Raw genomic sequence first — 22,889 nt, forward strand, 5'->3', positions numbered from 1 at the left:
TGCCGCAGCGGATGCCGCATGCCGGGACGTCTCTGGGGCAGGGCTTGGCAAGCCCTTGTGCTTGCGTGTAAGACAGAGCGCAGAGATGTGGTCTGATGCGCTTCAGGGCGGGTCAGGTGCTACACAGGTAACGAAGCGCCTTTTGAAAGCCGAAGTGACGTGAGCAATCCAGAAAGTTTCATTCAGGAAGTGACGGAAGAGGTGCGCCGTGACCGGCTGTATTCCTATTTCCGCAGATATGGCTGGATTCCCGCGCTGATCGTGCTGGCCATTGTCGGTGGCACGGCTTGGACCGAATGGTCAAAGGCGCAAGCCACGGCCGAGGCGCAGGCCTTTGGCGATTCCGTGCTGGATGCGCTGGATATGGGCGGCGCCGAGGCGCGGCAAGAGGCGCTGTCGTCGGTTCCGGCGGATGGCGCGCAAAAGGCCGTGCTGGCGCTGTTGCTGGCATCAGACCCGACGCAGGACCGCGTGGCGAGCCTTGCCGCGCTGGAAGCCCTTGCCGCAGATTCCGCGCAGCCGCAAAGCTACCGCGATCTGGCCGTGTTACGCCGGGTGATCCTGGCCGGGGCCGATCTGCCGCTGGCAGAGCGCCGGGCGTTGCTGGAACCGGTGGCGGCGGCAGGGCGTGCCTTTCGGCCGCTGGCGCTGGAACAGTTGGCTTACCTTCTGGTCGAAGAAGGCAACACAGACGCCGCGATCAGCGCGCTGCGGGCGCTGACGCAGGACCAGCAGGCCCCGGCGGGCTTGCGTGGCCGGGCAGGACAGATGATTGTGGCGCTGGGGGGCGAAACCGCCCCTGCGGCTGACGCCGGATAATGGTGCGCAGCGGGAATGGGGCCGGAGGAGTGAAGCGAGTGGTAAAACAGAAATGCTGGCTGGGTCTTTCGGCACTGACCGCCGCCCTGCTGCTGTCTGCGTGCGAACGCGAACTGGTTCTGTCGGGCGAACGCTTTCCGGTGCGCGCCGATCTGGCGGCGTCAATTCCTGTGGAGGGCCAACCGGCCCCTGTGGCCCCGTCAGCCCTGCCCGCAAACCAGAGCGTGCCAATTGCCCTGCCCGCCGCTGTGGCCAATGCCGAGTGGAGCCATCGGGGCGGATCTGCCCGCCATGCCTCGCCCCACGGGCGGTTGTCGGCCACGACCGCACGGGTGTGGAGCGCCAATATCGGCGCGGGCTCCAGCCGGATGAACCGGATTTCGACTTCGCCCGTCGTGGCCGATGGCCGGATCGTGACGATGGACAGCAACGCGCGGGTTGTGGCCACCGGCACCAACGGGGCCACCCTGTGGCAGGCCGACCTGTCCGCGCCGTTTGACCGGGGCGGCAATGTCTCGGGCGGCGGTGTGGCGCTTGGCGGTGGCATGGTCTTTGTGGCGACCGGCTATGGCGAACTGGTGGCCTTGCAGGCGAGCACCGGGGCTGTGGTCTGGCGCCAGCGTCTGGCAAGCCCTGTTTCGGGCGCGCCGGCCTATGACGGCGGCACGGTTTACGTCGCCACCCGCGATGGCGCGGGCTGGGCGGTGGATGCCCGCAACGGCAAGGTGCAGTGGACCGTTCCGGGCCTGCCCAACACGCTGGCGGTCTCTGGCTCTGCCGCCCCGGCGGTGACCGACCGCACCGTGATTTTCCCATTCCCAAGTGGCGAGCTGGTCTCGGCCCTGCGCCTGAACGGCGTGCGGGTCTGGGGCGCGCCGGTGACCGGGCAGCGCCCCGGGCGCGGCTATCAGGGGCTGACCGATCTGACCGGCGATCCGGTGATCGTGGGCAGCACGATCTATGCCGGCACCGCCGCTGGCCGCACGGCCGCGATCAACGCAGGCAGCGGTGAGCGGATCTGGACCGCCGTTGAGGGTGCGATGAACCCGCCGCTGGTGGTGGGCGGATCGGTCTTTGTGGTGAATGACGAGGCGCGGCTGGTGCGTCTGGATGCCGCCACTGGCGACGTGATCTGGCTGGCCGACATGCCCTATTTCGAGAATGAAAAGCCCCGCCGTCACAAGGCGATCACCGCGCATTACGGCCCCGTTCTGGCCGGGGGCCGGGTGGTCGTGGTGTCGGGTGATGGTCTTCTGCGGCAGTTCAGCGCGACCGATGGCACGCTGGTCGGCACGGCGCAGATTCCCGGCGGGGCGGCGGCGGCCCCGGCGCTTGCGGGTGGTGCGCTGTATGTCGTCAGCACCAACGGGCAACTTCACGCTTTCCGTTGAGGTCAAAGCCCTGTATGGGGAACGGCTTGAATGAACCCGGACCTGTATAAGACATGAGCTTTACCCTCGCCATCGTGGGCCGCCCGAATGTGGGCAAGTCTACCCTTTTCAACCGCCTTGTCGGGCGCAAGCTGGCTTTGGTCGATGACCAGCCGGGGGTGACCCGTGATTTGCGCGAGGGCGACGCCAAGCTGTTCGACCTGCGCTTTACCGTGATCGACACCGCCGGGCTGGAAGAAGTCACCGACGACTCGCTGCAAGGCCGGATGCGGCGGCTGACCGAACGCGCGGTCGATATGGCCGATGTCTGTCTGTTCCTGATTGATGGCCGGGTCGGCGTGAACCCGACGGATGAGGTGTTTGCCGAGATCCTGCGCAAGAAAGCCGCGCGAGTGATCCTTGGCGTGAACAAGGCCGAAGGCCGCGCCGGGGAAGACGGCGCGCTGGAGGCCTGGAGCTTGGGTCTGGGCGAGCCGCTGCGGATTTCGGCCGAGCATGGTGAGGGGATGGACGATTTGTACCGTCTTCTCAAGCCGTTGGAAGGCGAATTTGCCGAGCGCGAGGCCGAGAACACGCCGCTGGTCGACGTGGACATCTCCGAAGAAGACGCCGAGCTGGAGGCGGATGAACTTGCCCACCGGCCCACGGTGAAAAAGCCGCTGCAGATCGCGGTGATCGGGCGGCCCAATGCCGGAAAATCCACGCTGATCAACAAGATCATCGGCGAAGACCGGCTTCTGACCGGGCCGGAAGCCGGGATCACCCGCGATGCGATTTCGGTCAAGTCCGACTGGTTGGGCACGCCGATCCGGATTTTCGATACGGCGGGGATGCGCAAACGCGCCAAGGTCGTTGAAAAGCTTGAGAAACTCTCGGTTGCCGATGGCTTGCGCGCTGTGCGCTTTGCCGAAGTGGTCGTGGTTCTGCTCGATGTCGATATTCCCTTTGAATCCCAAGACTTGCGGATCGCAGATTATGCGGAGTCTGAAGGTCGTGCCGTGGTGATCGCGGTCAACAAATGGGATCTGGAGGATGAAAAGCAGGACAAGCTGGCCGAGCTGAAAGAAATGTTCGATCGCCTGCTGCCACAGCTGCGCGGGGCACCCCTGGTCACCGTATCGGCGAAAACCGGGCGCGGGCTTGACCGGCTGCACGACGCCATCCGCCGCGCGCATGACACCTGGAACAAGCGCATCACCACCAACCGGCTGAACACCTGGCTGGGTGCCATGACCGAGGCACACCCGCCACCGGCCCCGGGCGGCCACCGGATCAAGCTGCGTTATATGACGCAGGTCAAGACCCGCCCGCCGGGGTTTGTCATCAAATGCTCGCGCCCCGAAGAACTGGCCGAAAGCTACAAACGCTATCTGGTCAATGGGTTGCGCGAACACTTTGACATGCCCGGCACGCCGATCCGGTTGTTCTTCCGCTCTCAGGCGAATGACAACCCGTTCAAGGAACGCAAATTCCACACCCCCAGCCGTCTGCGCAAGCACATGGACAAGAAGTAAGCCCTGCTTCACGGGGTTTTCATCATCCGCGCCCCATGATAGGGACGCGCCGCAGAACACGGGCGCAAGGCAAGGGCCTTGACCCACATCAGGAGACGCCGAAATGGCCATCGAACGCACGCTTTCCATCATCAAACCCGACGCCACCCGCCGCAATCTGACCGGCAAGATCGTTGCCAAATTCGAAGAGGCCGGTCTGCGGGTTGTCGCCTCCAAGCGCATCCACCTGTCGGCAGCGCAAGCCGGTGAATTCTACGCCGAGCACAAAGAGCGCGGCTTTTATGGTGAGCTGTGCGAGTTCATGGCGTCCGAGCCGGTTGTGGTTCAGGTTCTGGAAGGCGAAGGCGCCATTGCCAAGAACCGCGAAGTGATGGGTGCGACCGATCCGGCGCAGGCCGATGACGGCACTATCCGCAAGGATTTCGCGCTGTCCAAAGGCGAAAACTCGGTCCACGGTTCCGACAGCGCCGAGTCAGCCGCGCGCGAGATCGCGTTCTACTTCTCGGGTCTCGAACTGGTCGGCTGAGTCTTTTCGACGACGCCAAAAAACGACAGGGCCGCCTCCAGATCGGAGCGGCCCTTTTCCTTTGTGCCCAGGGTGCTGGCCTTGATCGCGTCAAAGCGTTTGCGCAGCGCGACTTTCTCTGCGCCCTTGCAATCATTCCACGGGCGACCCTGCAACCCCATCACCAGCACGTAATAGCCGATGAAATGCGCAGCACTGCCCGACAGCAGCAGTCGGCGACAGGCCGCGTCTGCGCCAAGCGCTCGCAATTCGGTGGCGGTGTGGATGCCCGCCTTCGCAAAGGCCAGCTCTGATGCCGGGCCAAGGTTGGGGATCGAGGACACCGGATCAGACATCATGCACCCTGTCAGAGTCAGAATGGGCAGAATCAGAACGGGGCCAGCGTGACCGCTGACCCCGTCTGGTTCAAGGTTGTTCTTTATATGTTCAGATCGACGCCCAATCCTTGAAGACCGGTGCGCCACCCTGCTGCTGGGGCGCGGGTGTGCCGCCCTGCTGCTGCTGGCCACCCTGTTGGGGCGTAGAATTCTGCTGGGGGGTCATTTTGTGCTCCATCTGACCGTTTTGCCTGCCGTTCTTTCAGCTTTGTCACGACGCGTGGCCGCAACAAGTCAAAATCATGACAGTGCGGCGACGCTTTAGTCCGGCTGTGGACAAGCTGCAACAGGCGAAGTGATCACACTGTCGTATTGCGGTGCGGCGGGCGATTGCGCGCCGATGGTCCGGAGCACCTGGCTTGCAGGGGGCACAAATTGCTGTAGCACTTGATGAACCACGCCTGAACTGACCCGAAGGACCACAGATGACCCTGCCCATTCCCGTTTTCGATGGCCACAACGACCTGCTGCTGCGCCTGTTCGCCGCCCCTGACCGGCGCGCGGAAATCTGGCTGACGGGCGAGGGGAAGGGCCATCTGGATCTGCCACGGATGCGACAGGGCGGCTTTGCGGGGGGGATGTTCGCGATTTACGTGCCGTCGCCGGGCACCAGGGCTGCCGCCCGGCTGGATACGATGATGGATGTGCCGCCCTATGACCTGCCGCTGCCCGCACCGCTGACGCAAGACGTGGCGCTGCGGGTGGCGCAGACCATGGCCGATGACCTGCATTGGATGGCCGACAGCAGCGGCGGCGCGTTCCGGCTGTGCACCACGGTGGCGCAGATAATGGCGGCGCGGGCGGACGGGGCGATCGCCGGGGTCATGCATATGGAAGGGGCCGAGGCGCTGGATGCAGATGGCGCGGCCTTGCAAGCGTTCCGCGCCCGCGGCTTGCGGTCGCTGGGTCCGGTGTGGAGCAGGCCGACAATCTTTGGCCATGGCGTGCCGTTCCGCTTTCCCGGCGACCCCGATACCGGGCCGGGGCTGACCGAGGCGGGCGCGCGGCTGGTGCGCGACTGCAACCACTTGCGCATCCTGATCGACCTGAGCCATCTGAATGCCCGGGGCGTCGATGATGTGGCGCGGCTGTCGGATGCACCGCTGGTCGCCACACATTCGAACGCCTGGGCCATCACGCCATCCACCCGCAATCTGACAGACCGTCAATTGGCGCTGATCCGCGAGTCGGGCGGCATGGTGGGCATCAACTTTGCCACCGTCTTCCTGCGCGAGGATGGGCGTAGATCGCCTGACATGACGCTTGACCCTTTGCTGCGCCATCTCGATCACCTGATCACCCATCTGGGCGAAGATCATGTGGGCTTTGGGTCCGATTTCGACGGAACCACGGTCCCTGCGCCGATGGCCGATGTGACCGGCCTGCCGGTGCTGACCGATGCCCTGACCGCGCATGGCGTCAATGCAGAGCTGATGCAGAAACTGTGCTGGAACAACTGGATGGCGGTGCTGCAGCGCACCTGGGGCGGCTGACGCTGTATTCGCGCATTTTCTGTCGCTAAATATCTTGGGGGAGGCGCGAAGCGACGGGGGGCTGGCCCCCCTGAAACGGCTCAGGCCCGCGCAACGGCGCGGGCCTGTTCAACCTCGTCCCCAGATCCTTACAGCAGCGCCTTGGCCTTGGCGACCGCCGCTTCGGCGGTGATGCCGAATTCGGCATACAGACGCTCGGCCGGGGCAGAGGCGCCAAACCCGGTCATGCCGACAAAATCACCCTTGTCGCGCTTGCCGCCTTCGCCGAACAGCCAGGTGTCCCAGCCAAAGCGCGTGCCTGCCTCGATGGCAATGCGGACCGCGCCCGGAGGCAACACCTTGCGGCGATAGGTGGCATCCTGCTCGGCGAACAGCTCCCAGCAGGGCATCGAGACCACGCGGGTGCCGATGCCTTCGGCCTCCAGCATCTCGCGCGCTTTCAGTGCGATTTCCACTTCGGACCCGGTGGCCATCAGGATCACCTGCCGCTTGGTGCTGGCCTCTTCCAGAACGTAGGCGCCCTTGGCAACCATGTTCTGGTTGGTGTGGGACTTGCGCACGGCGGGCAGGTTCTGGCGCGACAGAGCCAGCACAGTCGGCGTGGTTTTGGTGGTCAGCGCCACTTCCCAGGCTTCCGCCGTTTCCACCAGATCGGCGGGGCGGATCACATAGGTGTTGGGGGTGGCGCGGCTGATGGCCAGATGCTCGACCGGCTGATGAGTCGGTCCATCCTCGCCCAGACCGATGGAGTCATGCGTCATGACATAAACGACAGGCACCCCCATCAGCGCCGACAGGCGCATTGCGGGGCGGGCGTAGTCGGTAAAGCACATGAAGGTGCCGCCATAGGCGCGCACGCCGCCGTGCAGCGCCAGACCGTTCATTGCTGCCGCCATGCCATGCTCGCGGATACCGTAATAGACGTAACGACCCTTGCGGTTCTCGTCCGAGAACACGCCCATATCGGCGGTCTTGGTGTTGTTCGAGCCGGTCAGGTCGGCAGACCCGCCGATGGTTTCCTGCATCACCGGGTTCACCGCGGCCAGCACCTTTTCAGATGCCGCGCGGGTGGCGAGTTTCGGCAGATCTTCCACCGCCTGCTTTTTTACGGCGCGGATGGTGGCAGCCAGCTTGGCCGGTGCATCCCCGGCAAAGATGCGGGCGAATTCGGCCTGTTTGGTGGCGGAAAGGGTGGTACGCCGTGCATCCCATGCGCTGCGGGCTTCGGCACCTTTGGCACCAACGGCCTCCCACCAGGATTTGACATCGGATGGCACGTCGAATGCGCCGCCGGGCCAGCCGTAGCCGTCCTTGGTGGCCTGCAACTGCGCCTTGTCGGTCAGCGCGCCATGGCCTTTGGAGGTGTCCTGTGCCGCGTGGCCGATGGCGATGTGGGTCTTGCAGGCGACCATCGCGGGGCCGGGGCTGGCCTTGGCGGCGGTGATGGCGCGGTCGATGTCTTCGGGGTCATGACCGTCGCAGGAAAATACATCCCAACCCGAGGCGGCAAAGCGTGCGCCCTGATCGGTGACATCCGACAGCGACACCTTGCCGTCGATGGTGATGCCATTGTCATCCCACAGCACGATAAGGCGTGACAGCTTCAGCCTGCCGGCCAGACCGATGGCCTCCTGGCTCACACCCTCCATCAGGCAGCCATCGCCGGCGATGACATAGGTGTGATGGTCCTGCACATGCGATCCCCAGCGGGCGCGCAGGGACTCTTCTGCCATCGCAAAGCCCACTGCGTTGGAAATGCCCTGACCCAAGGGGCCGGTGGTGGTTTCCACGCCCTGAACATGGCCGTATTCCGGGTGGCCTGCCGTGATCGCGCCCCATTGCCGGAAGTTCTTGACCTGATCCAGCGTCATATCTTCATAGCCGGTCAGGTACATCAGGCTATAAAGCAGCATCGAGCCATGGCCCGCCGACAGGATGAAGCGGTCGCGGTCCGGCCAGCGCGGGGCGCTTGCGTCGAATTTCAGGTGGTTGGCAAACAGAACGGTCGCCACATCGGCCATGCCCATCGGCATGCCCGAATGGCCCGAATTGGCGGCGGCCACGGCATCCAGTGTGAGGGCGCGGATGGCGGTGGCGCGCATCCAGTGATCGGGGTGGCGGTTGCGCAGGGTCTGGATGTCCAAGGCCGGGCTCCTCATTCTCGGATCTATGCGTGTCATGGGTTCCTTACCACCCCGGACGGCAAGATCAAGCACGCCGGCCCGGCGGGTGACGATATGGGGCGGTCCTTACGCTTTGTTTACGCTAAGATCGGGGTTGACCTGCAATGGCGCGATTCGCACCATGGTACTGGGCAGAGCAAACACCGGGACAGCCGGGAAAGAGGGGGCATGGATAACATTGCCGAATTGGAGCGTCGGATAGCAGCGGCGCTGATGCGGATTGGCGACGGGGTGGAAGCCCTGTCAACGCGACCGGCGGAGGCAGAGGCCGCAGGCCCGGTGGCGACGCTGGCCGATGGCGTGGCCGAGGCCGAGATTGCGCGCCTGAACGAAGCGCTGGATGAAGAGCGGATGCGGGTGTCGCAACTGAACGAACGGCTGCGCGCGGTGCAGCGTGCGCCGGTTGCAGATAAGACCCCGGAGCTGGAGGCCGAGATTGAACGGCTGTCCCGGCTGCTGGATGTGCAAGGGCTGGAAATGCAGCGGTTGAAGAAAACCGTGGTGGGCCTGCGCGAACAGCTGCGGCTGATGACCGAGGCGCAGGCCGAAGGCCGGGTAGAGCCGCATCTGATCAACAAGGCGATGCTGAGCGAGCTGGAGGCGCTGCGCGCCCTGCGCGCGGCCGAAGCAGCCGAGCTGGATGAGCTGATCGCGGCGCTGGACCCGCTTGCGGCGCGACAAGAGGAGGTGGCACAGGATGCCTGATGTAACAGTCTTGATCGGCGGGCGAGAGTTTCAGGTTGCCTGTCAGGCCGGGGAAGAGCATTTTCTGCAATCCGCCGCAGCCCTTTTGAATGCCGAGGCCGACCCGCTGGTGCAACAGATGGGACGGATGCCAGAGGCGCGGATGCTGTTGATGTCGGGCCTGATGCTGGCTGACAAGACGGCGGCGCTGGAAGATGAAAACCGCCAGCTGAAAGAGCGTCTGGCCGTGCTGCAAGCGCAGCCAGCAGCACCGGTGGAAAAGGTCGAGGTGCCGGTCATTCCGCCACAGGTCTTCGAGACGCTTGCCGAAATTGCGGCACGGGCAGAAGCTCTGGCAGATCGGATCGAAGAGCGGGCAGAGGGCTGAATATACCGGGGCAGGCGCGATGCAAAAGGCCCGCAGATTTTGCGGGCCTTTTCATTTGGTTTTGAGGCGACCTTAAGGTTGCGCCTTAAGATTCGTTGGCTTCACGGATCTTGTTGGCGGCGTCTTTGTCATAGGTGACGCCCTTCGCCTCGAACAGCGCGTCAAGTTCACCCGACAGCGTCATCTCGGTCACGATATCGCAGCCGCCGACGAATTCGCCTTTGACATACAGCTGCGGAATGGTGGGCCAGTCAGAGAAATCCTTGATGCCCTGCCGGATGTCCTGATCGGCAAGCACGTTCACATCGGCAAAATCAACGCCCATGTAATTCAGCACGCCCGCCACGCGGCTGGAGAACCCGCATTGCGGCATCATCTTGGTGCCCTTCATGAACAGCACCACGTCGTTCTTTTCAACGGTGTCCTTGATCTGGTCTTGTGCGCTCATCTGCGTGTTCCTTTGATTATTCCGGGGCGCGGGTGGTCAGCGCCAGGGCGTGCAATTCGCCATGCGATCCGTCCATCTTGCCTTTCAGGGCGGCATAAACGGCGCGCTGTTGCTGCACGCGGTTCATGCCCCGAAAGGATTCGTCGACCACTTCGGCCGAAAAATGCTGGCCATCATCGCCCTGAACCGTAATGCGCGCCTGCGGAAAGCTGGCGCGGATCAGGGTTTCGATGTCGCGGGCGTCGATCGGCATGGGCGGCTCCTGTTCTACCTTCCCCCAAATCTAGGGTGTGGTTGCGTTGGCTGCAAGGCGGCTTTGGGCCGTTACAGCCCGAGGGCTGCTTCAAACGCCGTGCGATACGTCTGGCCGAGGGTCTTGAGCGGGGCCGACTGATCGCCAAGCGCAACCTCATCACCCCCAAACCGCCCGACCACCGTGACCGGCACGCCCGCAGAATGGCCCGCGGATTTGAGGCCGTGCAGGGTTTTCGGGTCGATGGCGACCAGATAGCGGGCCTGATCTTCGCCAAACAGGGCAGCGATCTCGCCGGTTTCCAGTGCCACGCCCAGACCCGCAGCTTCGGCCATTTCGAACGCGGTCAGCGCCAGACCGCCATCGGACAGGTCCGAGCAGCAGCGCAGAATTTTGGCTTGGGCGCGGATGAAGTCGCCATGCCGCTTTTCCGCCGCAAGGTCCACCGGGGGGGCATCGCCGCTTTCCATCCCGAAGGCTTCGGCCAGCAGGGCAGACTGGCCCAAATGGCTGCCGCTGGTGCCGATCAGCACGGCCAGATCGCCGGCTTGCGGCTTGCCGTGGATCAGGTGATCCAGCGTTGGCAGAATGCCGACCGCCCCGATGGTGGGGGTGGGCAGGATGCCCGAGCCATCGGTTTCATTGTACAAGGACACGTTGCCCGAAACGATGGGCATATCAAGCGCCGCGACCGCCGCCCCTATGCCTTTGATCGCACCCACCAGCTGGCCCATGATTTCCGGCTTTTCCGGGTTGCCGAAGTTCAGGTTGTCGGTGGTGGCCAGCGGGGTGGCCCCCATAGCGGTCAGGTTGCGGTAGGCTTCTGCCACTGCCTGCTTGCCGCCCTCAAACGGGTTGGCCTTCACATAGCGCGGCGTCACGTCCGAGGTAAAGGCAAGCGCCTTTGTGGTGCCATGCACCCGCACCACGCCAGCGGGCAGGCCGGGGGTGATCAGGGTGTCAGCGCCGACCTGCGAGTCATACTGTTCCCACACCCATGCCTTGTGGGCATAGCTGGGGCTGGCGATCAGCGCGCGCAGGGCATCCAGCGGGGCAATCGCGGGAATATCGCCCAAAGGCGCGGCTGCCGGAGTTTCCACCCAAGGGCGGTCATACTCCGGGGCGGTGGAGGAGAGTTTCGACAGCGGCAGGTCGGCCTTAACGTCATTGCCATGCAGGATCAGGAAGCGGTCTTCGGGGATTGTTTCGCCCACGATGGCGAAATCGAGATCCCATTTGACGAAGATGGCGCGGGCCACATCCTCCAGTTCGGGCTTAAGAACCATCAGCATCCGTTCCTGGGATTCCGACAGCATCATCTCATACGCGGTCATGTTGGTTTCGCGCTGCGGCACATCGGCCAGTTGCAGTTTGATGCCCAAGCCGCCCTTGTCGCCCATTTCCACCGCCGAGCAGGTAAGGCCCGCAGCCCCCATGTCCTGAATGGAAATCACGGCACCTGACGCCATCAGTTCCAGACAGGCCTCCAACAGACGCTTTTCGGTAAAGGGGTCGCCGACCTGCACCGTTGGGCGCTTTTCCTCGATGGTGTCGTCGAATTCGGCGCTTGCCATGGTGGCGCCGCCCACGCCGTCCCGCCCGGTTTTCGCGCCGAGGTAAACCACCGGCATGCCGACGCCGCTCGCGACGGAGTAGAAGATCTTGTCGGCATCGGCCAGACCCGCCGCGAAGGCGTTGACCAGACAATTGCCGTTGTAGGATTTGTGGAACCGCACTTCACCGCCGACAGTCGGCACGCCGAAGGCATTGCCGTAACCGCCCACACCTTCGACCACGCCTTTGACCAGATAGGCGGTTTTCGGGTGGCTTGGCAGGCCAAAGGAAAGCGCATTCATCGCCGCAATTGGCCGTGCGCCCATGGTGAACACATCACGCAAAATGCCGCCAACGCCGGTGGCAGCACCCTGATGCGGTTCGATATAGCTGGGGTGGTTGTGGCTTTCCATCTTGAAGATGACGGCTTGCCCATCGCCGATATCGACCACGCCCGCGTTCTCGCCCGGGCCGCAGATCACCTGCGGGCCGGTGGTGGGCAGGGTGCGCAACCATTTCTTGGATGATTTGTAGGAACAATGTTCGTTCCACATCGCAGAGAAGATACCGAGTTCGGTAAAGTTCGGCTCGCGGCCGATAATGTCGAGGATCCGCGCATATTCATCGGGTTTGATCCCGTGCTTGGCGATCAGCTCCGGTGTGATTGCGGGTTCGGTCATGTCTGGATTCCCCGATGCGGACTCGTGTCTGCGCTTTAGGCGAAAGGCGGCCAGAGGGGAAGGGGCAAAGGCGCAATGGCCCCGGCACAGGGTGTGGCGGGGCCGTTGATCGGATGGTTCTGATGCCGGATCAGCCGTTGCTGTCGTTCTCGGCGGGGTTGACGGTGGGGCTGATGTCGGTGGTGTCGCCGGTCGCCTGAGCCAGTACAGGGAAGGCCACGAAAGCGCTAAGCGCGGTGCTGACAAGAAGGTTTTGCAGTTTGGTCATCGTAAGCATCCTGTGATGTTGAATGGCAAACAGCCAGGTCCAGACAACCCGCAGCGACGGTTTTGGTGGCGCGAAAGCTGATCAAACGGCCTGCGACGACGCCACCGGCGCGACTCCGCCTGGTGTCGGACGGCCATCTGCAATGCGCGTTATCCGGCGTGGACAGGATGGCTTGCCGTCAGGGCGATGCCCGATATGCGGGCAGATGGCGGAGTGGGTGCCGAAAATGGCGGCAAAAGCCTGAAAATCAAAAAAAAGGCCGAGCAAAAGCTCGGCCTAAGTCCAACAGGGAGGTATGAAACGAACAAGAGCAAACACTCAACTGCCCGCTTCATGGGTGGATGTAGGCATGCTTGGGATTCGGGGCAAGTGTAAACAGGCTGCTTATGCGGCATGTCCGCTATGCGCTTAACGCATGGCTGCGCGGGGTGTGCCCGCGCAACCGATCATTCCACCTGCTGGCGCTTGCGATAGGCGAAAATCTCTTCCGTCACGAATTCGCGGAACGCGGCCACCCGCTTGGAATGGCGCAGCTCTTCCGGATAGGCGAGGAAGACCGGCACCTCGGCGCTTTCGGTGTCGGGCAGCACACGCACCAGATGCGGGAAGTCTTCGGTGATGTAATCGGGCAGCACCCCGATGCCGAGGTGGTTCAGCACGCCTTGCAGCACCCCGAAGTAATTGTTGACGGTCAGGGTAGAGGGGATGTCATGCGCCATCAGCTCTTGCACCAGCGACGCCCCTGCCGCGACCTGCGGCACGCCCGCGTGCTGGGCGATCAGCCGGTGCTGAGAAAAATCCGTCATCGCCAAGGGTGTGCCCTGTTCCGCCAGATATTCCGGTGACGCATAAAGGCGCATCTTGATGTTCATCAGCCGTTTGCGGATAAGATCGGCCTGTGACGGTTCCTTCATGCGGATGGCGACATCTGCCTCCCGCATCGGGAGGTCGAGCACCCGTTCTTCCAGCATCAGGTCGATCTTCAGGCTGGGGTATTTCTTGTAAAGGTTGGCCAGACGCGGCGCGAGCCAAAGCGTACCGAACCCGGTGGTGGTGGTGACGCGCAATTCGCCAAACACCTCATCCTCGGAATCGCGGATGCGGGCGGCGGTTGCCTCCAGCCGTTTGGCCATGGCCTGGGTGGCATCGAACAACAACTCGCCCTGTTCGGTCAGGATCAAACCGCGCGCATGGCGGTGGAACAGGGTGACAGACAGGCTTTCTTCCAGCGCGCGGATCTGGCGGCTGACGGCGGATTGCGACAGATGCAGCACGTCACCGGCATGGGTCAGACTGCCCTTGTCGGCAACCGCATGAAAAATGCGAAGTTTATCCCAATCCATCCTCAAACCCTTTGCGAAAGCCGAATGCTATCACGGCCCGCCTCATGAAGGGAGAATCAATCGCATGTAAATCCTTTACCGGCCGAAAATGTGCCAGAGCCGTGGCCTTTTCGTCGTGCGGCAGGGGCAGGGATGCGCTGTCATAGCGCTGTTACCTGAAACAGCGACATGCGGGGATCAGGCGATGGCGGTCTTGCGGCGCGTGTTTGGAGTAAAGCTATGCAGCATGATGTTGCGCGTGAGATTTCCTATGCCTCGTCGGCGTCAAGCCGGGCGGGGGCCGTGCTGATCCGCGCGATGGAAAATGCGACGGGGCGGCTGTCGCTGATCAAGCGTGCGGCGGGGTATGAGCATGAGGTGGCGCGGGGCCGCAGCTTCTGGGATGTGGTGCCCGAACGCTATGGGCTGAGCCTCGACGTGGTGGGCGGTGCCGTGACCAACATCCCGGCAAGCGGGCCTTTGGTGCTGATCGCCAACCACCCGTTCGGCATTCTGGACGGGCTGATGATGGGCCATCTGCTGGACCGGGTGCGGGGCGATTTCCGCATTCTGGCCAATTCGGTGTTCCGCCGGGCCGAGGCGCTGAACCGGGTGGTGCTGCCGATTTCCTTTGATGAGACCAAGGAAGCAGTGAAGCTCAATCTGGAAACCCGGGCCGAGGCGTTGCGCTATCTGGGGCAGGGCGGGGCAATCGGGGTGTTTCCGGGCGGCACGGTGTCCACCGCGGCCCGGCCCTTCACCTCGCGCCCGATGGACCCGGGCTGGCGCAATTTCACCGCCAAGATGATTGCCCGGTCAGATGCCACGGTGGTGCCGGTGTATTTTGACGGCCACAACTCGCGCCTGTTCCAGATTGCCAGCCATGTGCACTACACGCTGCGGCTTGGCCTTTTGATCAAGGAGTTCCGGGCGCGGATGGATGAACCGGTGCGGGTGGTGATCGGGCAGCCGATTGTCGCCGGCGATCTGGCCCCGCTGAAGGCCGATCCGACCCGGATGATGGAATTTTTGCGCCGCGCCACATACGATCTTTCGCCGCATCCGCTGCGGTCATATGCTACAGGTTACGAGTTCGAGGCAAAATACAAAGCGCGCTGACAGGTCCCTTGCGCCTGCAACAGGCGCGAAGGGTGGGGCGGGCATGGCGGTTGGGGTGTTTGACAGCGGGATCGGGGGGCTGACGGTGCTGGACGCCGTGACCCGGCGGTTGCCGGATCTGCCGCTGGTGTATCTGGGTGACAATGCCCACGCGCCTTACGGGGTGCGCACGCATGATGACATTTTCAACCTGACCTGTGCGGCGGTCGAACGGCTGTGGGCCGAGGGCTGCGATCTGGTGATTCTTGCCTGCAACACGGCTTCGGCCGCTGCGCTGAAGCGGATGCAGGAAACCTGGGTGCCAAAGGACAAGCGGGTGCTGGGGGTGTTCGTGCCGATGATCGAGGCGCTGACCGAACGGCAATGGGGTGACAATTCCCCGCCGCGCGAAGTGGCGGTGCGCCATGTGGCACTGTTTGCCACCCCCGCCACCGTGGCCAGCCGGGCATTTCAGCGCGAACTGGCGTTTCGCGCCATCGGTGTTGATGTCGAGGCGCAGCCTTGTGGCGGTGTGGTCGATGCCATCGAGCAGGGCGACGAGATTCTGGCCGAAGCGCTGGTGCGCAGCCATGTCGAGGCATTGAAGCGCCGGATGCCGCATCCGCAGGCGGCGGTGCTGGGTTGCACGCATTACCCGCTGATGGAGGCGACGTTCCAGGAGGCGCTGGGGCCGGATGTGAAGGTGTTCAGCCAGGCCAATCTGGTGGCGGAGTCGCTGGCCGATTATCTGGTGCGGCGGCCCGAAATGCTGGGGTCGGGGACAGAGTCGAAATTCCTGACCACGGGTGACCCGAAAGCGGTGTCGTCCAAGGCCACCCAGTTCCTGCGCCGCCGCATCACGTTCGAGCCGGCCTGATCGGTTTTGATCCTGATCATTCACATCTGCGGGTTGCGGCGTTAGAACAACTCGACAAGGCCCGGATTTGACCCCACATCAGGGGCGGAACGTGACGGAGGGAAGATCATGGCGGGGATGAAGGGGCTGAAAAAGCAGCGGCGGGTGCAGATCATCGTGCTGGCCCTTGTTGCGCTGACCGTGTCCACCGGCCTGATCGGCTATGCGTTGCAGGACGGGATCAACTTTTTCCGCAGCCCGACGCAGGTGGTGGAAGACCCGCCGCGCGTGGGTGAAGTGTTCCGTATCGGCGGTCTGGTGGAAGAGGGCAGCATCAAGCGCGGCCAGTCCGAGACGGTCAGCTTTCGGGTGACCGACACCAACCAGACCATTCCGGTGCGCTATACCGGCATTCTGCCGGATCTGTTTTCCGAAGGTCAGGGCATGGTCGGCACCGGGTCGATGGAAGATGGCACCTTTATAGCCACCGAAATTCTGGCCAAGCATGATGAAACCTACATGCCTGCCGAAGTGATCGACGCGCTGAAGGAACAGGGCGTTTATCAGGATGCCAATACCGACAGCTGACGGGGTCTGACCCGGCGCGCGCAGGTTTGTGCTCGCGTTAACCCGGCGCGGTCAGGGTTGCCATGGGGGGAGTGTCACCACTCCGGGGATTCCCATGACAGACCTTAGACAGCCAGATGTACGGCAACTTGCCGAAGAAATCGTCGCCCGCGAGGGCGGTTTTGTGAACGACCCTGATGATCCGGGCGGTGCCACCAACCATGGTGTCACCATCGGCACCTTGCGCCGGCTGGGGCTGGATGTGAACCGGGACGGCCGGATCGACGTGGCCGATGTGCGGGCCTTGACCCGCAGGCAGGCCGTGGATGTTTATATCGAGCATTATTACACCCGGCCCCGCATTTCTGCGCTGCCCGAAGTGGTGCAGGCATCGGTGTTCGACATGTATGTGAATGCGGGGCTAAATGCGGTGAAAATCCTGCAGCGGCTGTGCACTGATATGGGATTCCCCTGCGACCCAGACGGGCAGATCGGGCCGCAGACCATCAGGGCCGCGCAAAACGCCTATGAGGCGGCGCCGCAGCACTTTGCCGATGCCTACGGCATTGCACGGCGCAACTACTATTACGCACTGGCCGACAGCCGCCCGCAAAGCCGCAAGTTCGCCCGCCGGATGAACGGCGGCAAGGGCGGCTGGATCACCCGGGCCGAGGAATTCATCAGCCCGCGCTATCACCTGTCTGACGCGCAACACAAAGCACGGGTGGCATCATGGGGCTGATTGGCAAGGTTCTGGGCGGGCCGGGCGCGGTGACAGCACTTGGCACAGCGGCGAAGGGCATTTCCGAGGTGTTCGTGCCCTCGGCCACAAGGCGGATGGAACTGTCGGCCGAGGCGCAAATGGCCGCTCTGCGCCAGTTGGGCGAAGAATATGGCCATCCCGCTCTGGGCTGGTTTGACCAGATGATCAACGGGCTGAACCGATTGCCGCGCCCACTGCTGGCTTTTGGCACGCTGGGGCTGTTCGTCTATGCCATGGTGGACCCGGTGTCGTTCGCGCAGCGTATGGTGGGGCTGAACGCGGTGCCAGAGCCGCTGTGGTGGCTGCTGGGGGCGGTGGTCGCGTTCTACTTCGGGGCGCGCGAAACCTATTACTTCCGGCATCGTGGCGGTGCATCTGCCCCGCAAAACGGGCCTGTTTCCGGGCAGAATCCCGCATTGGATGACTGGCGCGGCAACGGCTGAACTTGACCTGACTTGCGCCCTCTGGCATGGCGGATGGCGCAAGACAGGATTTGATCAGATGAACCTTTTCGCCGATATCCGCGCCACCGTTCTGACCGCACTGACCGAAATGCAGGCCGAGGGCACGCTGCCCGGGGGTCTGGACTTTGCGGCGGTCGCAGTGGAACCGCCGCGCGATGCGGCGCATGGCGACATGGCGACCAATGCCGCGATGGTGCTGGCCAAGCCCGCAGGACAGCCACCGCGCGCGATCGCCGATGCGCTGGCGGCCAAGCTGCTGGCCGATCCGCGCATCACGGCGGCCGATGTTGCGGGGCCGGGCTTTCTGAACCTGCGGCTGGCGGCAGACATCTGGCAGGGCGTGATCAAGGCCGCCCTGACCATGAGCACCGATTTTGGCCGCGCCGATCTGGGCAAGGGCCGGTCGGTGAATGTGGAATTCGTGTCGGCCAACCCGACCGGGCCAATGCATGTGGGCCACGTGCGCGGTGCCGTGGTGGGCGACGCACTGGCCAACCTGCTGGCCTTTGCCGGTTGGGACGTGACCCGCGAATATTACATCAACGATGGCGGCGCGCAGGTCGATGTGCTGGCGCGGTCAGCGTTTGAGCGCTACCGCGAGGCGCATGGGCTGGAGCCGGAAATCCGCGAAGGGTTGTACCCCGGCGATTATCTGGTTCCGGTGGGCGAGGCGCTGAAGGACACCTACGGCGACACGCTGCTGGACAGACCCGAGCAGGACTGGCTGGCCGATGTGCGCGAATTTGCCACGCAACGGATGATGCAGATGATCCGCGAGGATCTGGCATCGCTTGGCGTGTCGATGGACCTCTATTCGTCGGAAAAGGCGTTGTACGGCACCGGCAAGATCGAGGCCGCCATTCAGACCCTCAAGGACATGGACCTGATTTATGAGGGCGTGCTGGAACCGCCAAAGGGCAAAGAGCCCGAAGACTGGGAGCCACGCGAGCAAACCCTGTTCCGCAGCACCGCGCATGGCGATGATGTGGACCGCCCGGTGCAGAAATCCGACGGCAGCTGGACCTATTTCGCGCCCGACATCGCCTATCACTTCGACAAGGTGCAGCGCGGCTACGACCAGCTGATCGACATTTTCGGGGCCGATCACGGCGGCTATGTCAAGCGGATGAAGGCGGCGGTCTCGGCCCTGTCCGGTGGCCGGGTGCCGCTGGACATCAAGCTGGTCCAGCTGGTGAAGTTGTGGAAGAACGGCGAACCGTTCAAGATGTCCAAACGCGCGGGCACATTCGTGACCCTGCGCGATGTGGTGGAACTGGCGGGCACTGATGTGACCCGGTTCATCATGCTGACCCGCAAGAATGACGTGGCGCTGGATTTCGATTTCGACAAGGTTCTGGAACAGTCGAAAGACAACCCGGTGTTCTATGTGCAATACGCCAATGCGCGGGTGAACAGCATCCTGCGCAAGGCGGTCGAGAACGGGGTCGATGTGTCGGATGCCACGCTGGCGGCGGCGGATCTGTCGAAACTTGACCATGTGGCTGAAATTGCCGTGGCCAAGAAGCTGGCCGAATGGCCGCGTCTGGTGGAAATCGCCGCGCGCGGGAATGAACCGCACCGGGTGGCGTTCTACCTCTACGAACTGGCATCAGACCTGCACGGGCTGTGGAATCGGGGCAATGATGACGTGTCCTTGCGCTTCCTGCAGGACGATACGGCAACATCTCAGGCGAAAATCGCGTTGGTGCGGGCCGTGGGCGTTGTTATTTGCTCGGGTCTTGGTATCCTTGGCGTGACACCGGTTGAGGAAATGCGCTGATCAACAGCGCCCCGTCGGTGACGCAGGCAACAAGGCGGGCAAACCGTCTGATCGAGGCAGAGCATGGCGGATATTGATTTTGATGATTATGGGGGCCCACCCCGTATGACCGGCGGACAGGCGCAGAAGCTGATCCATCTGACGGGTGCGCTGTGTTCTCTGGCCCTGATCGCCGGAATGGCCCTGTGGGGCTATCGTCTGGCGGTGCGCGATGTGTCCGGCGTGCCGGTGATCCGTGCGATCGAAGGGCCGATGCGCGTGGCCCCGCCCAACCCCGGCGGCAGTATTGCCGACCATCAGGGCATGGCGGTGAACGTGGTGGCCGCCGTGGGCGGGGCCGCGGGCCTGCCTGCCGAAATCATTCTGGCCCCGCCGCCGGTGGATCTGACCGCCGAGGATGCGCCGGGCCTGTCTCCGCTTGACCCGGTGGCCGTGGCATCGGCCCCGGTTGTGGCCCCCTTGGGGCTGAAGATGGGGCCGGTTGCGGTGCCAGATGTGCCAGAGGTGCCGGTTGCTCTGCCGCCTGCCGAGGGGCCGGCAGATGCCGCACCCGTGACCACGCAGGATGCTGTTGCCATGGCGCTTGCCGAGGCGCTGGGTGAGGCGATGCCACTGGAGCCGCTGGCAGAGGCGGGCGCGGTAGACACACCGCCACCGGGCGCGGTCGGGTCTGTCCGGCCACGGGCGCGGCCACAGTCGGCATTTGCCGCCGTCACTGCGGTGGAACCGGTGAGTGCCGCACTGGCGCTTGGCCCCGAGATTGATCCTTCGACCCTGACCGCCGGGACACGGCTGGTGCAGCTGGGGGCTTTTGACAGTGCCGAGATTGCGCGGGCCGAATGGGGCCGTGTGCGCGCCCGCTTTGGCGATCTGATGACCGGCAAATCGCTCGTGGTGCAATCGGCACAATCGGGCGGGCGCACGTTCTATCGCCTGCGCGCGCATGGGTTTGAGGGTGAGGATGACGCCCGCCGCTTCTGTGCCGCGCTGTTGGCCGAAAACGCCGCCTGCATCCCGGTTGCCCATAGATGACGACCGGCAGGCTTGCCGCGATCTTTGGCTGTTCGGGGCCGGAGCTGACGGCGGAAGAGGCGGCATTTTACCGCGATGCCGATCCGTTCGGCTTTATCCTGTTTGCCCGCAATGTCGAAAGCCCGGTGCAGCTGCGCGCGCTGACTGGGGCGTTGCGCGATGCCGTGGGCCGGGATGCGCCGGTGCTGATGGATCAGGAAGGCGGGCGGGTGCAGCGGCTGCGCACGCCCCATTGGCGCGACTGGGCCCCGCCGCTGGAGACTGTGGCGCAGGCGCGCGATCCGCTGCGCGCCATGTGGGTGCGGTCGCGCATCATCGCGTATGAATTGCGCGGCGTGGGGGTGGATGCCAATTGCGCGCCCTGTGCCGATGTGGCGGGTGACGACACGCATCCGTTTCTGAAGAACCGCTGCTATGGAACTGATCCTGCCGTGGTTTCCGCCATATCGGCAGCGGTGGCCGATGCCCATCTGGCCGGGGGGGTGCTGCCGGTGATCAAGCATCTGCCCGGTCATGGGCGGGCCACGGCGGACACCCATCACGATCTTCCCACCGTCATCGCCTCGCGCGATGACCTGACGGCCACGGATTTCGCGCCGTTCAAGGCGCTGAACCATCTGCCGATGGCGATGACAGCGCATATCATCTTTGCCGCCTATGACGACAAACCTGCCACGCAAAGTGCGGCGATGATCCGGGTGATCCGGGAGGATATCGGCTTTCAGGGTCTGCTGATGACCGATGATCTGAACATGCAGGCGCTGCGCGGAAGCGTGGCGGACCGGACGGCGGCGGCGATGGCGGCGGGCTGCGATATCGCGCTGCATTGCAAGGGCGACATGGCCGAAATGCTGGCGGTTGCCGGGGCTTGCGGCGACCAGACCCCGGCGATCCGCGCGCGGGCGGAGCGTGCGCTTGCCGCCCGCCATGCGCCCGACCCCGTTGACATCGCAGCCTTGGACGCCGAGTTTCGGGCCTTGATGTCCGGGGATGCGCATGTCTGACACCATTGCCGACGACTGGGGCGAAGACCGGCTGGCTCCGGCGGACCGCATGGCCGCCGAGGCGCTGATCGTTGATGTTGACGGGTTTGAGGGGCCGCTGGACCTGCTCTTGACGCTAAGCCGGACGCAAAAGGTGGATCTGCGCAAGATCTCGGTGCTGGAACTGGCCGAGCAATATCTGGGTTTTGTGCAAAAGGCCCAATCCCTGCGGATCGAACTGGCGGCAGATTATCTGGTGATGGCGGCCTGGCTCGCGTTTCTGAAATCGCGCCTGTTGCTGCCGCCCGAACCGGGGGAAGACGGGCCAAGCGCCGAAGATCTGGCCGCACACCTTGCCTATCAGCTCGAACGTCTGCAGGCGATGCGTGAAGCTGCGGCGCGCCTGATGGCGCGTGACCAGATGGGCCGCGATTTCTTTGCGCGCGGGCTGCCTGAAACCATAAGCCACCACCGCGCCGTGACCTACGAGGCAACGCTGCTGGACCTGATGCGCGCCTATGCCCGTATCCGCACCAAGGACGAATTCCGCCCCTTTGTCATGGATCGTGACCAAGTGTTCACAATGGAACAGGCGCTGGAGCGGATGCGCGGGCTGATCGGCTATGTCGGCGATTGGGCTGATCTGACCAGCTTTTTGCCCGAAGGCTGGGAATCCACACCCATGCGCCGCCGGTCCTCCACGGCTGCGCATTTCGCGGCAGTGTTGGAAATGGCCAAGCGCGGTCAGGTAGAGCTGCGGCAGGGCGAGATGTTTGCCCCGATCCAGATTAGGCGCGGCACGGCATGACCGAACCGATTGAAAAAAGCCTGTTCGAAGCCCCGCCGATGGGCGAGCAGGAGCGGATGGTCGAGGCGATTCTGTTTGCCAGCGCCGATCCGGTGACGGTGGCCGAACTTGCCGCCCGCATGCCGCATGGCTGCGACCCGGCTGAGGCACTGGCGTATCTGCGCAAACGCTACGACGGGCGCGGCGTGCATCTGGTGCGGGTGGGTGACGCGTGGGCAATGCGCACCGCCGCTGATCTGGGGCACCTCATGCGCAAGGAAACGGTGGAAAACCGCAAACTGTCACGCGCGGCCATCGAAACCCTGGCGATTGTGGCCTATCATCAGCCGGTGACACGGGCCGAGATCGAGGAGATCCGCGGCGTGGCCGTGTCGCGCGGCACGGTGGACCAGCTGATGGAACTGGACTGGATCCGGCTTGGCCGCAGGCGTATGACACCGGGCCGTCCGGTGACCTTTGTGGTGACCGAGCATTTTCTGGACCACTTCGGTCTTGAATCGGCGCGCGATCTGCCGGGGATTAAGGAATTGCGGGCGGCGGGCCTGTTGGACAACCGGCCCTTGCCGGGGTCGATGGGCAAGCCCGATGATGATGAGGATGAGGCCACTTCCGGCCAGAGCGAATTGTTCGAGGATTGA

24 protein-coding genes are annotated in these 22,889 nt (G+C 63.8%); 17 read left to right on the top strand and 7 right to left on the bottom strand.

All coding sequences use genetic code 11. The features are described 5' to 3' along the window. Positions 1-159: 159 nt before the first annotated feature. The 4 genes from EEB11_RS00065 to ndk all read left to right on the top strand — a co-directional run bounded on the left by EEB11_RS00065 (position 160) and on the right by ndk (position 4,250). Complete coding sequence (locus EEB11_RS00065) at positions 160-819, top strand: hypothetical protein (protein ID WP_135428219.1); 660 nt, start codon at positions 160-162, stop codon at positions 817-819. Positions 820-857: 38 nt separating this feature from the next. Beyond that, positions 858-2,210, top strand: coding sequence for an outer membrane protein assembly factor BamB family protein (locus tag EEB11_RS00070; protein WP_245298708.1), 1,353 nt, complete (start codon positions 858-860; stop codon positions 2,208-2,210). Positions 2,211-2,263: 53 nt separating this feature from the next. Continuing rightward, entirely contained in the window at positions 2,264-3,724 is a 1,461-nt protein-coding gene (gene der / locus EEB11_RS00075; protein WP_135428223.1) for a ribosome biogenesis GTPase Der, read from the top strand. Positions 3,725-3,827: 103 nt separating this feature from the next. After that, positions 3,828-4,250, top strand: a complete 423-nt coding sequence (gene ndk, locus EEB11_RS00080; RefSeq protein ID WP_135428225.1) for a nucleoside-diphosphate kinase — start codon at positions 3,828-3,830, stop codon at positions 4,248-4,250. Here ndk and EEB11_RS00085 read toward each other — a convergent pair. Continuing rightward, entirely contained in the window at positions 4,220-4,585 is a 366-nt protein-coding gene (locus EEB11_RS00085; RefSeq protein ID WP_135428839.1) for a TfoX/Sxy family protein, read from the bottom strand. The genes ndk and EEB11_RS00085 overlap by 31 nt on opposite strands. A 467-nt stretch (positions 4,586-5,052) precedes the next feature. On the opposite strand from EEB11_RS00085, the gene EEB11_RS00090 reads away from it, so the two are divergent. Beyond that, on the top strand, positions 5,053-6,120 hold the full coding sequence (locus EEB11_RS00090; RefSeq protein WP_135428227.1) for a dipeptidase: 1,068 nt from the start codon (positions 5,053-5,055) through the stop codon (positions 6,118-6,120). 128 nt (positions 6,121-6,248) lie between these two features. Here EEB11_RS00090 and tkt read toward each other — a convergent pair whose 3' ends face one another. Continuing rightward, positions 6,249-8,264, bottom strand: a complete 2,016-nt coding sequence (gene tkt / locus EEB11_RS00095) for a transketolase (protein WP_135428229.1) — start codon at positions 8,262-8,264, stop codon at positions 6,249-6,251. A 207-nt stretch (positions 8,265-8,471) separates the two neighbouring features. On the opposite strand from tkt, the gene EEB11_RS00100 reads away from it, so the two are divergent. Both EEB11_RS00100 and EEB11_RS00105 read left to right on the top strand, forming a co-directional pair. Next, entirely contained in the window at positions 8,472-9,008 is a 537-nt protein-coding gene (locus tag EEB11_RS00100) for a hypothetical protein (RefSeq protein ID WP_135428231.1), read from the top strand. After that, a complete protein-coding gene (locus EEB11_RS00105) occupies positions 9,001-9,375 on the top strand; it encodes a cell division protein ZapA (protein ID WP_135428233.1) in 375 nt (124 codons plus the stop codon). Before EEB11_RS00100 ends, EEB11_RS00105 begins: the two co-directional genes overlap by 8 nt. Before the next feature lie 85 nt (positions 9,376-9,460). Here EEB11_RS00105 and grxD read toward each other — a convergent pair whose 3' ends face one another. From grxD to EEB11_RS00125, 5 genes are all read right to left on the bottom strand, one after another. Continuing rightward, on the bottom strand, positions 9,461-9,823 hold the full coding sequence (gene grxD / locus EEB11_RS00110; protein WP_135428235.1) for a Grx4 family monothiol glutaredoxin: 363 nt from the start codon (positions 9,821-9,823) through the stop codon (positions 9,461-9,463). A 16-nt stretch (positions 9,824-9,839) separates the two neighbouring features. Beyond that, positions 9,840-10,076 carry a BolA/IbaG family iron-sulfur metabolism protein gene (locus tag EEB11_RS00115; RefSeq protein WP_135428237.1) on the bottom strand — a complete coding sequence of 79 codons (237 nt, stop codon included), beginning with the start codon at positions 10,074-10,076 and terminating at the stop codon, positions 9,840-9,842. 71 nt (positions 10,077-10,147) lie between these two features. Further along, positions 10,148-12,310 carry a phosphoribosylformylglycinamidine synthase subunit PurL gene (gene purL, locus EEB11_RS00120; RefSeq protein WP_135428239.1) on the bottom strand — a complete coding sequence of 721 codons (2,163 nt, stop codon included), beginning with the start codon at positions 12,308-12,310 and terminating at the stop codon, positions 10,148-10,150. 130 nt (positions 12,311-12,440) lie between these two features. Then, the gene (locus EEB11_RS19405; RefSeq protein ID WP_167852612.1) at positions 12,441-12,578 is read right to left on the bottom strand and encodes a hypothetical protein; all 138 of its coding nucleotides are present in this window, start codon (positions 12,576-12,578) and stop codon (positions 12,441-12,443) included. Between the two features lie 446 nt (positions 12,579-13,024). Beyond that, positions 13,025-13,921, bottom strand: coding sequence for a LysR family transcriptional regulator (locus EEB11_RS00125; RefSeq protein ID WP_103333391.1), 897 nt, complete (start codon positions 13,919-13,921; stop codon positions 13,025-13,027). A gap of 219 nt (positions 13,922-14,140) precedes the next feature. Here EEB11_RS00125 and EEB11_RS00130 point away from each other — a divergent pair, with 219 nt between their 5' ends. The 10 genes from EEB11_RS00130 to scpB all read left to right on the top strand — a co-directional run bounded on the left by EEB11_RS00130 (position 14,141) and on the right by scpB (position 22,889). Further along, on the top strand, positions 14,141-15,019 hold the full coding sequence (locus tag EEB11_RS00130) for a lysophospholipid acyltransferase family protein (protein WP_135428241.1): 879 nt from the start codon (positions 14,141-14,143) through the stop codon (positions 15,017-15,019). A 43-nt stretch (positions 15,020-15,062) separates the two neighbouring features. After that, positions 15,063-15,875, top strand: coding sequence for a glutamate racemase (locus EEB11_RS00135; protein ID WP_135428243.1), 813 nt, complete (start codon positions 15,063-15,065; stop codon positions 15,873-15,875). 117 nt (positions 15,876-15,992) lie between these two features. Next, on the top strand, positions 15,993-16,442 hold the full coding sequence (gene ccmE / locus EEB11_RS00140) for a cytochrome c maturation protein CcmE (protein ID WP_135428840.1): 450 nt from the start codon (positions 15,993-15,995) through the stop codon (positions 16,440-16,442). Between the two features lie 94 nt (positions 16,443-16,536). Next, positions 16,537-17,163: a holin-associated N-acetylmuramidase gene (locus EEB11_RS00145; protein WP_135428245.1), complete on the top strand. Its 627-nt coding sequence runs from the start codon at positions 16,537-16,539 to the stop codon at positions 17,161-17,163. Further along, positions 17,154-17,627, top strand: a complete 474-nt coding sequence (locus EEB11_RS00150) for a holin family protein (RefSeq protein ID WP_135428246.1) — start codon at positions 17,154-17,156, stop codon at positions 17,625-17,627. Before EEB11_RS00145 ends, EEB11_RS00150 begins: the two co-directional genes overlap by 10 nt. A gap of 58 nt (positions 17,628-17,685) precedes the next feature. Further along, complete coding sequence (gene argS / locus EEB11_RS00155) at positions 17,686-19,428, top strand: arginine--tRNA ligase (RefSeq protein ID WP_135428248.1); 1,743 nt, start codon at positions 17,686-17,688, stop codon at positions 19,426-19,428. Between the two features lie 105 nt (positions 19,429-19,533). Then, a complete protein-coding gene (locus EEB11_RS00160; RefSeq protein ID WP_245298709.1) occupies positions 19,534-20,460 on the top strand; it encodes an SPOR domain-containing protein in 927 nt (308 codons plus the stop codon). After that, complete coding sequence (locus EEB11_RS00165; RefSeq protein WP_135428253.1) at positions 20,457-21,464, top strand: glycoside hydrolase family 3 N-terminal domain-containing protein; 1,008 nt, start codon at positions 20,457-20,459, stop codon at positions 21,462-21,464. The genes EEB11_RS00160 and EEB11_RS00165 overlap by 4 nt, the downstream gene beginning before the upstream one ends. Further along, positions 21,457-22,251 carry a segregation and condensation protein A gene (locus tag EEB11_RS00170; RefSeq protein ID WP_245298710.1) on the top strand — a complete coding sequence of 265 codons (795 nt, stop codon included), beginning with the start codon at positions 21,457-21,459 and terminating at the stop codon, positions 22,249-22,251. The genes EEB11_RS00165 and EEB11_RS00170 overlap by 8 nt, the downstream gene beginning before the upstream one ends. Beyond that, positions 22,248-22,889: an SMC-Scp complex subunit ScpB gene (scpB, locus tag EEB11_RS00175; RefSeq protein WP_135428255.1), complete on the top strand. Its 642-nt coding sequence runs from the start codon at positions 22,248-22,250 to the stop codon at positions 22,887-22,889. Before EEB11_RS00170 ends, scpB begins: the two co-directional genes overlap by 4 nt.

The organism is Pseudotabrizicola sediminis (assembly GCF_004745575.1).
GTDB classification, from domain to species: Bacteria; Pseudomonadota; Alphaproteobacteria; order Rhodobacterales; family Rhodobacteraceae; genus Pseudotabrizicola; species Pseudotabrizicola sediminis.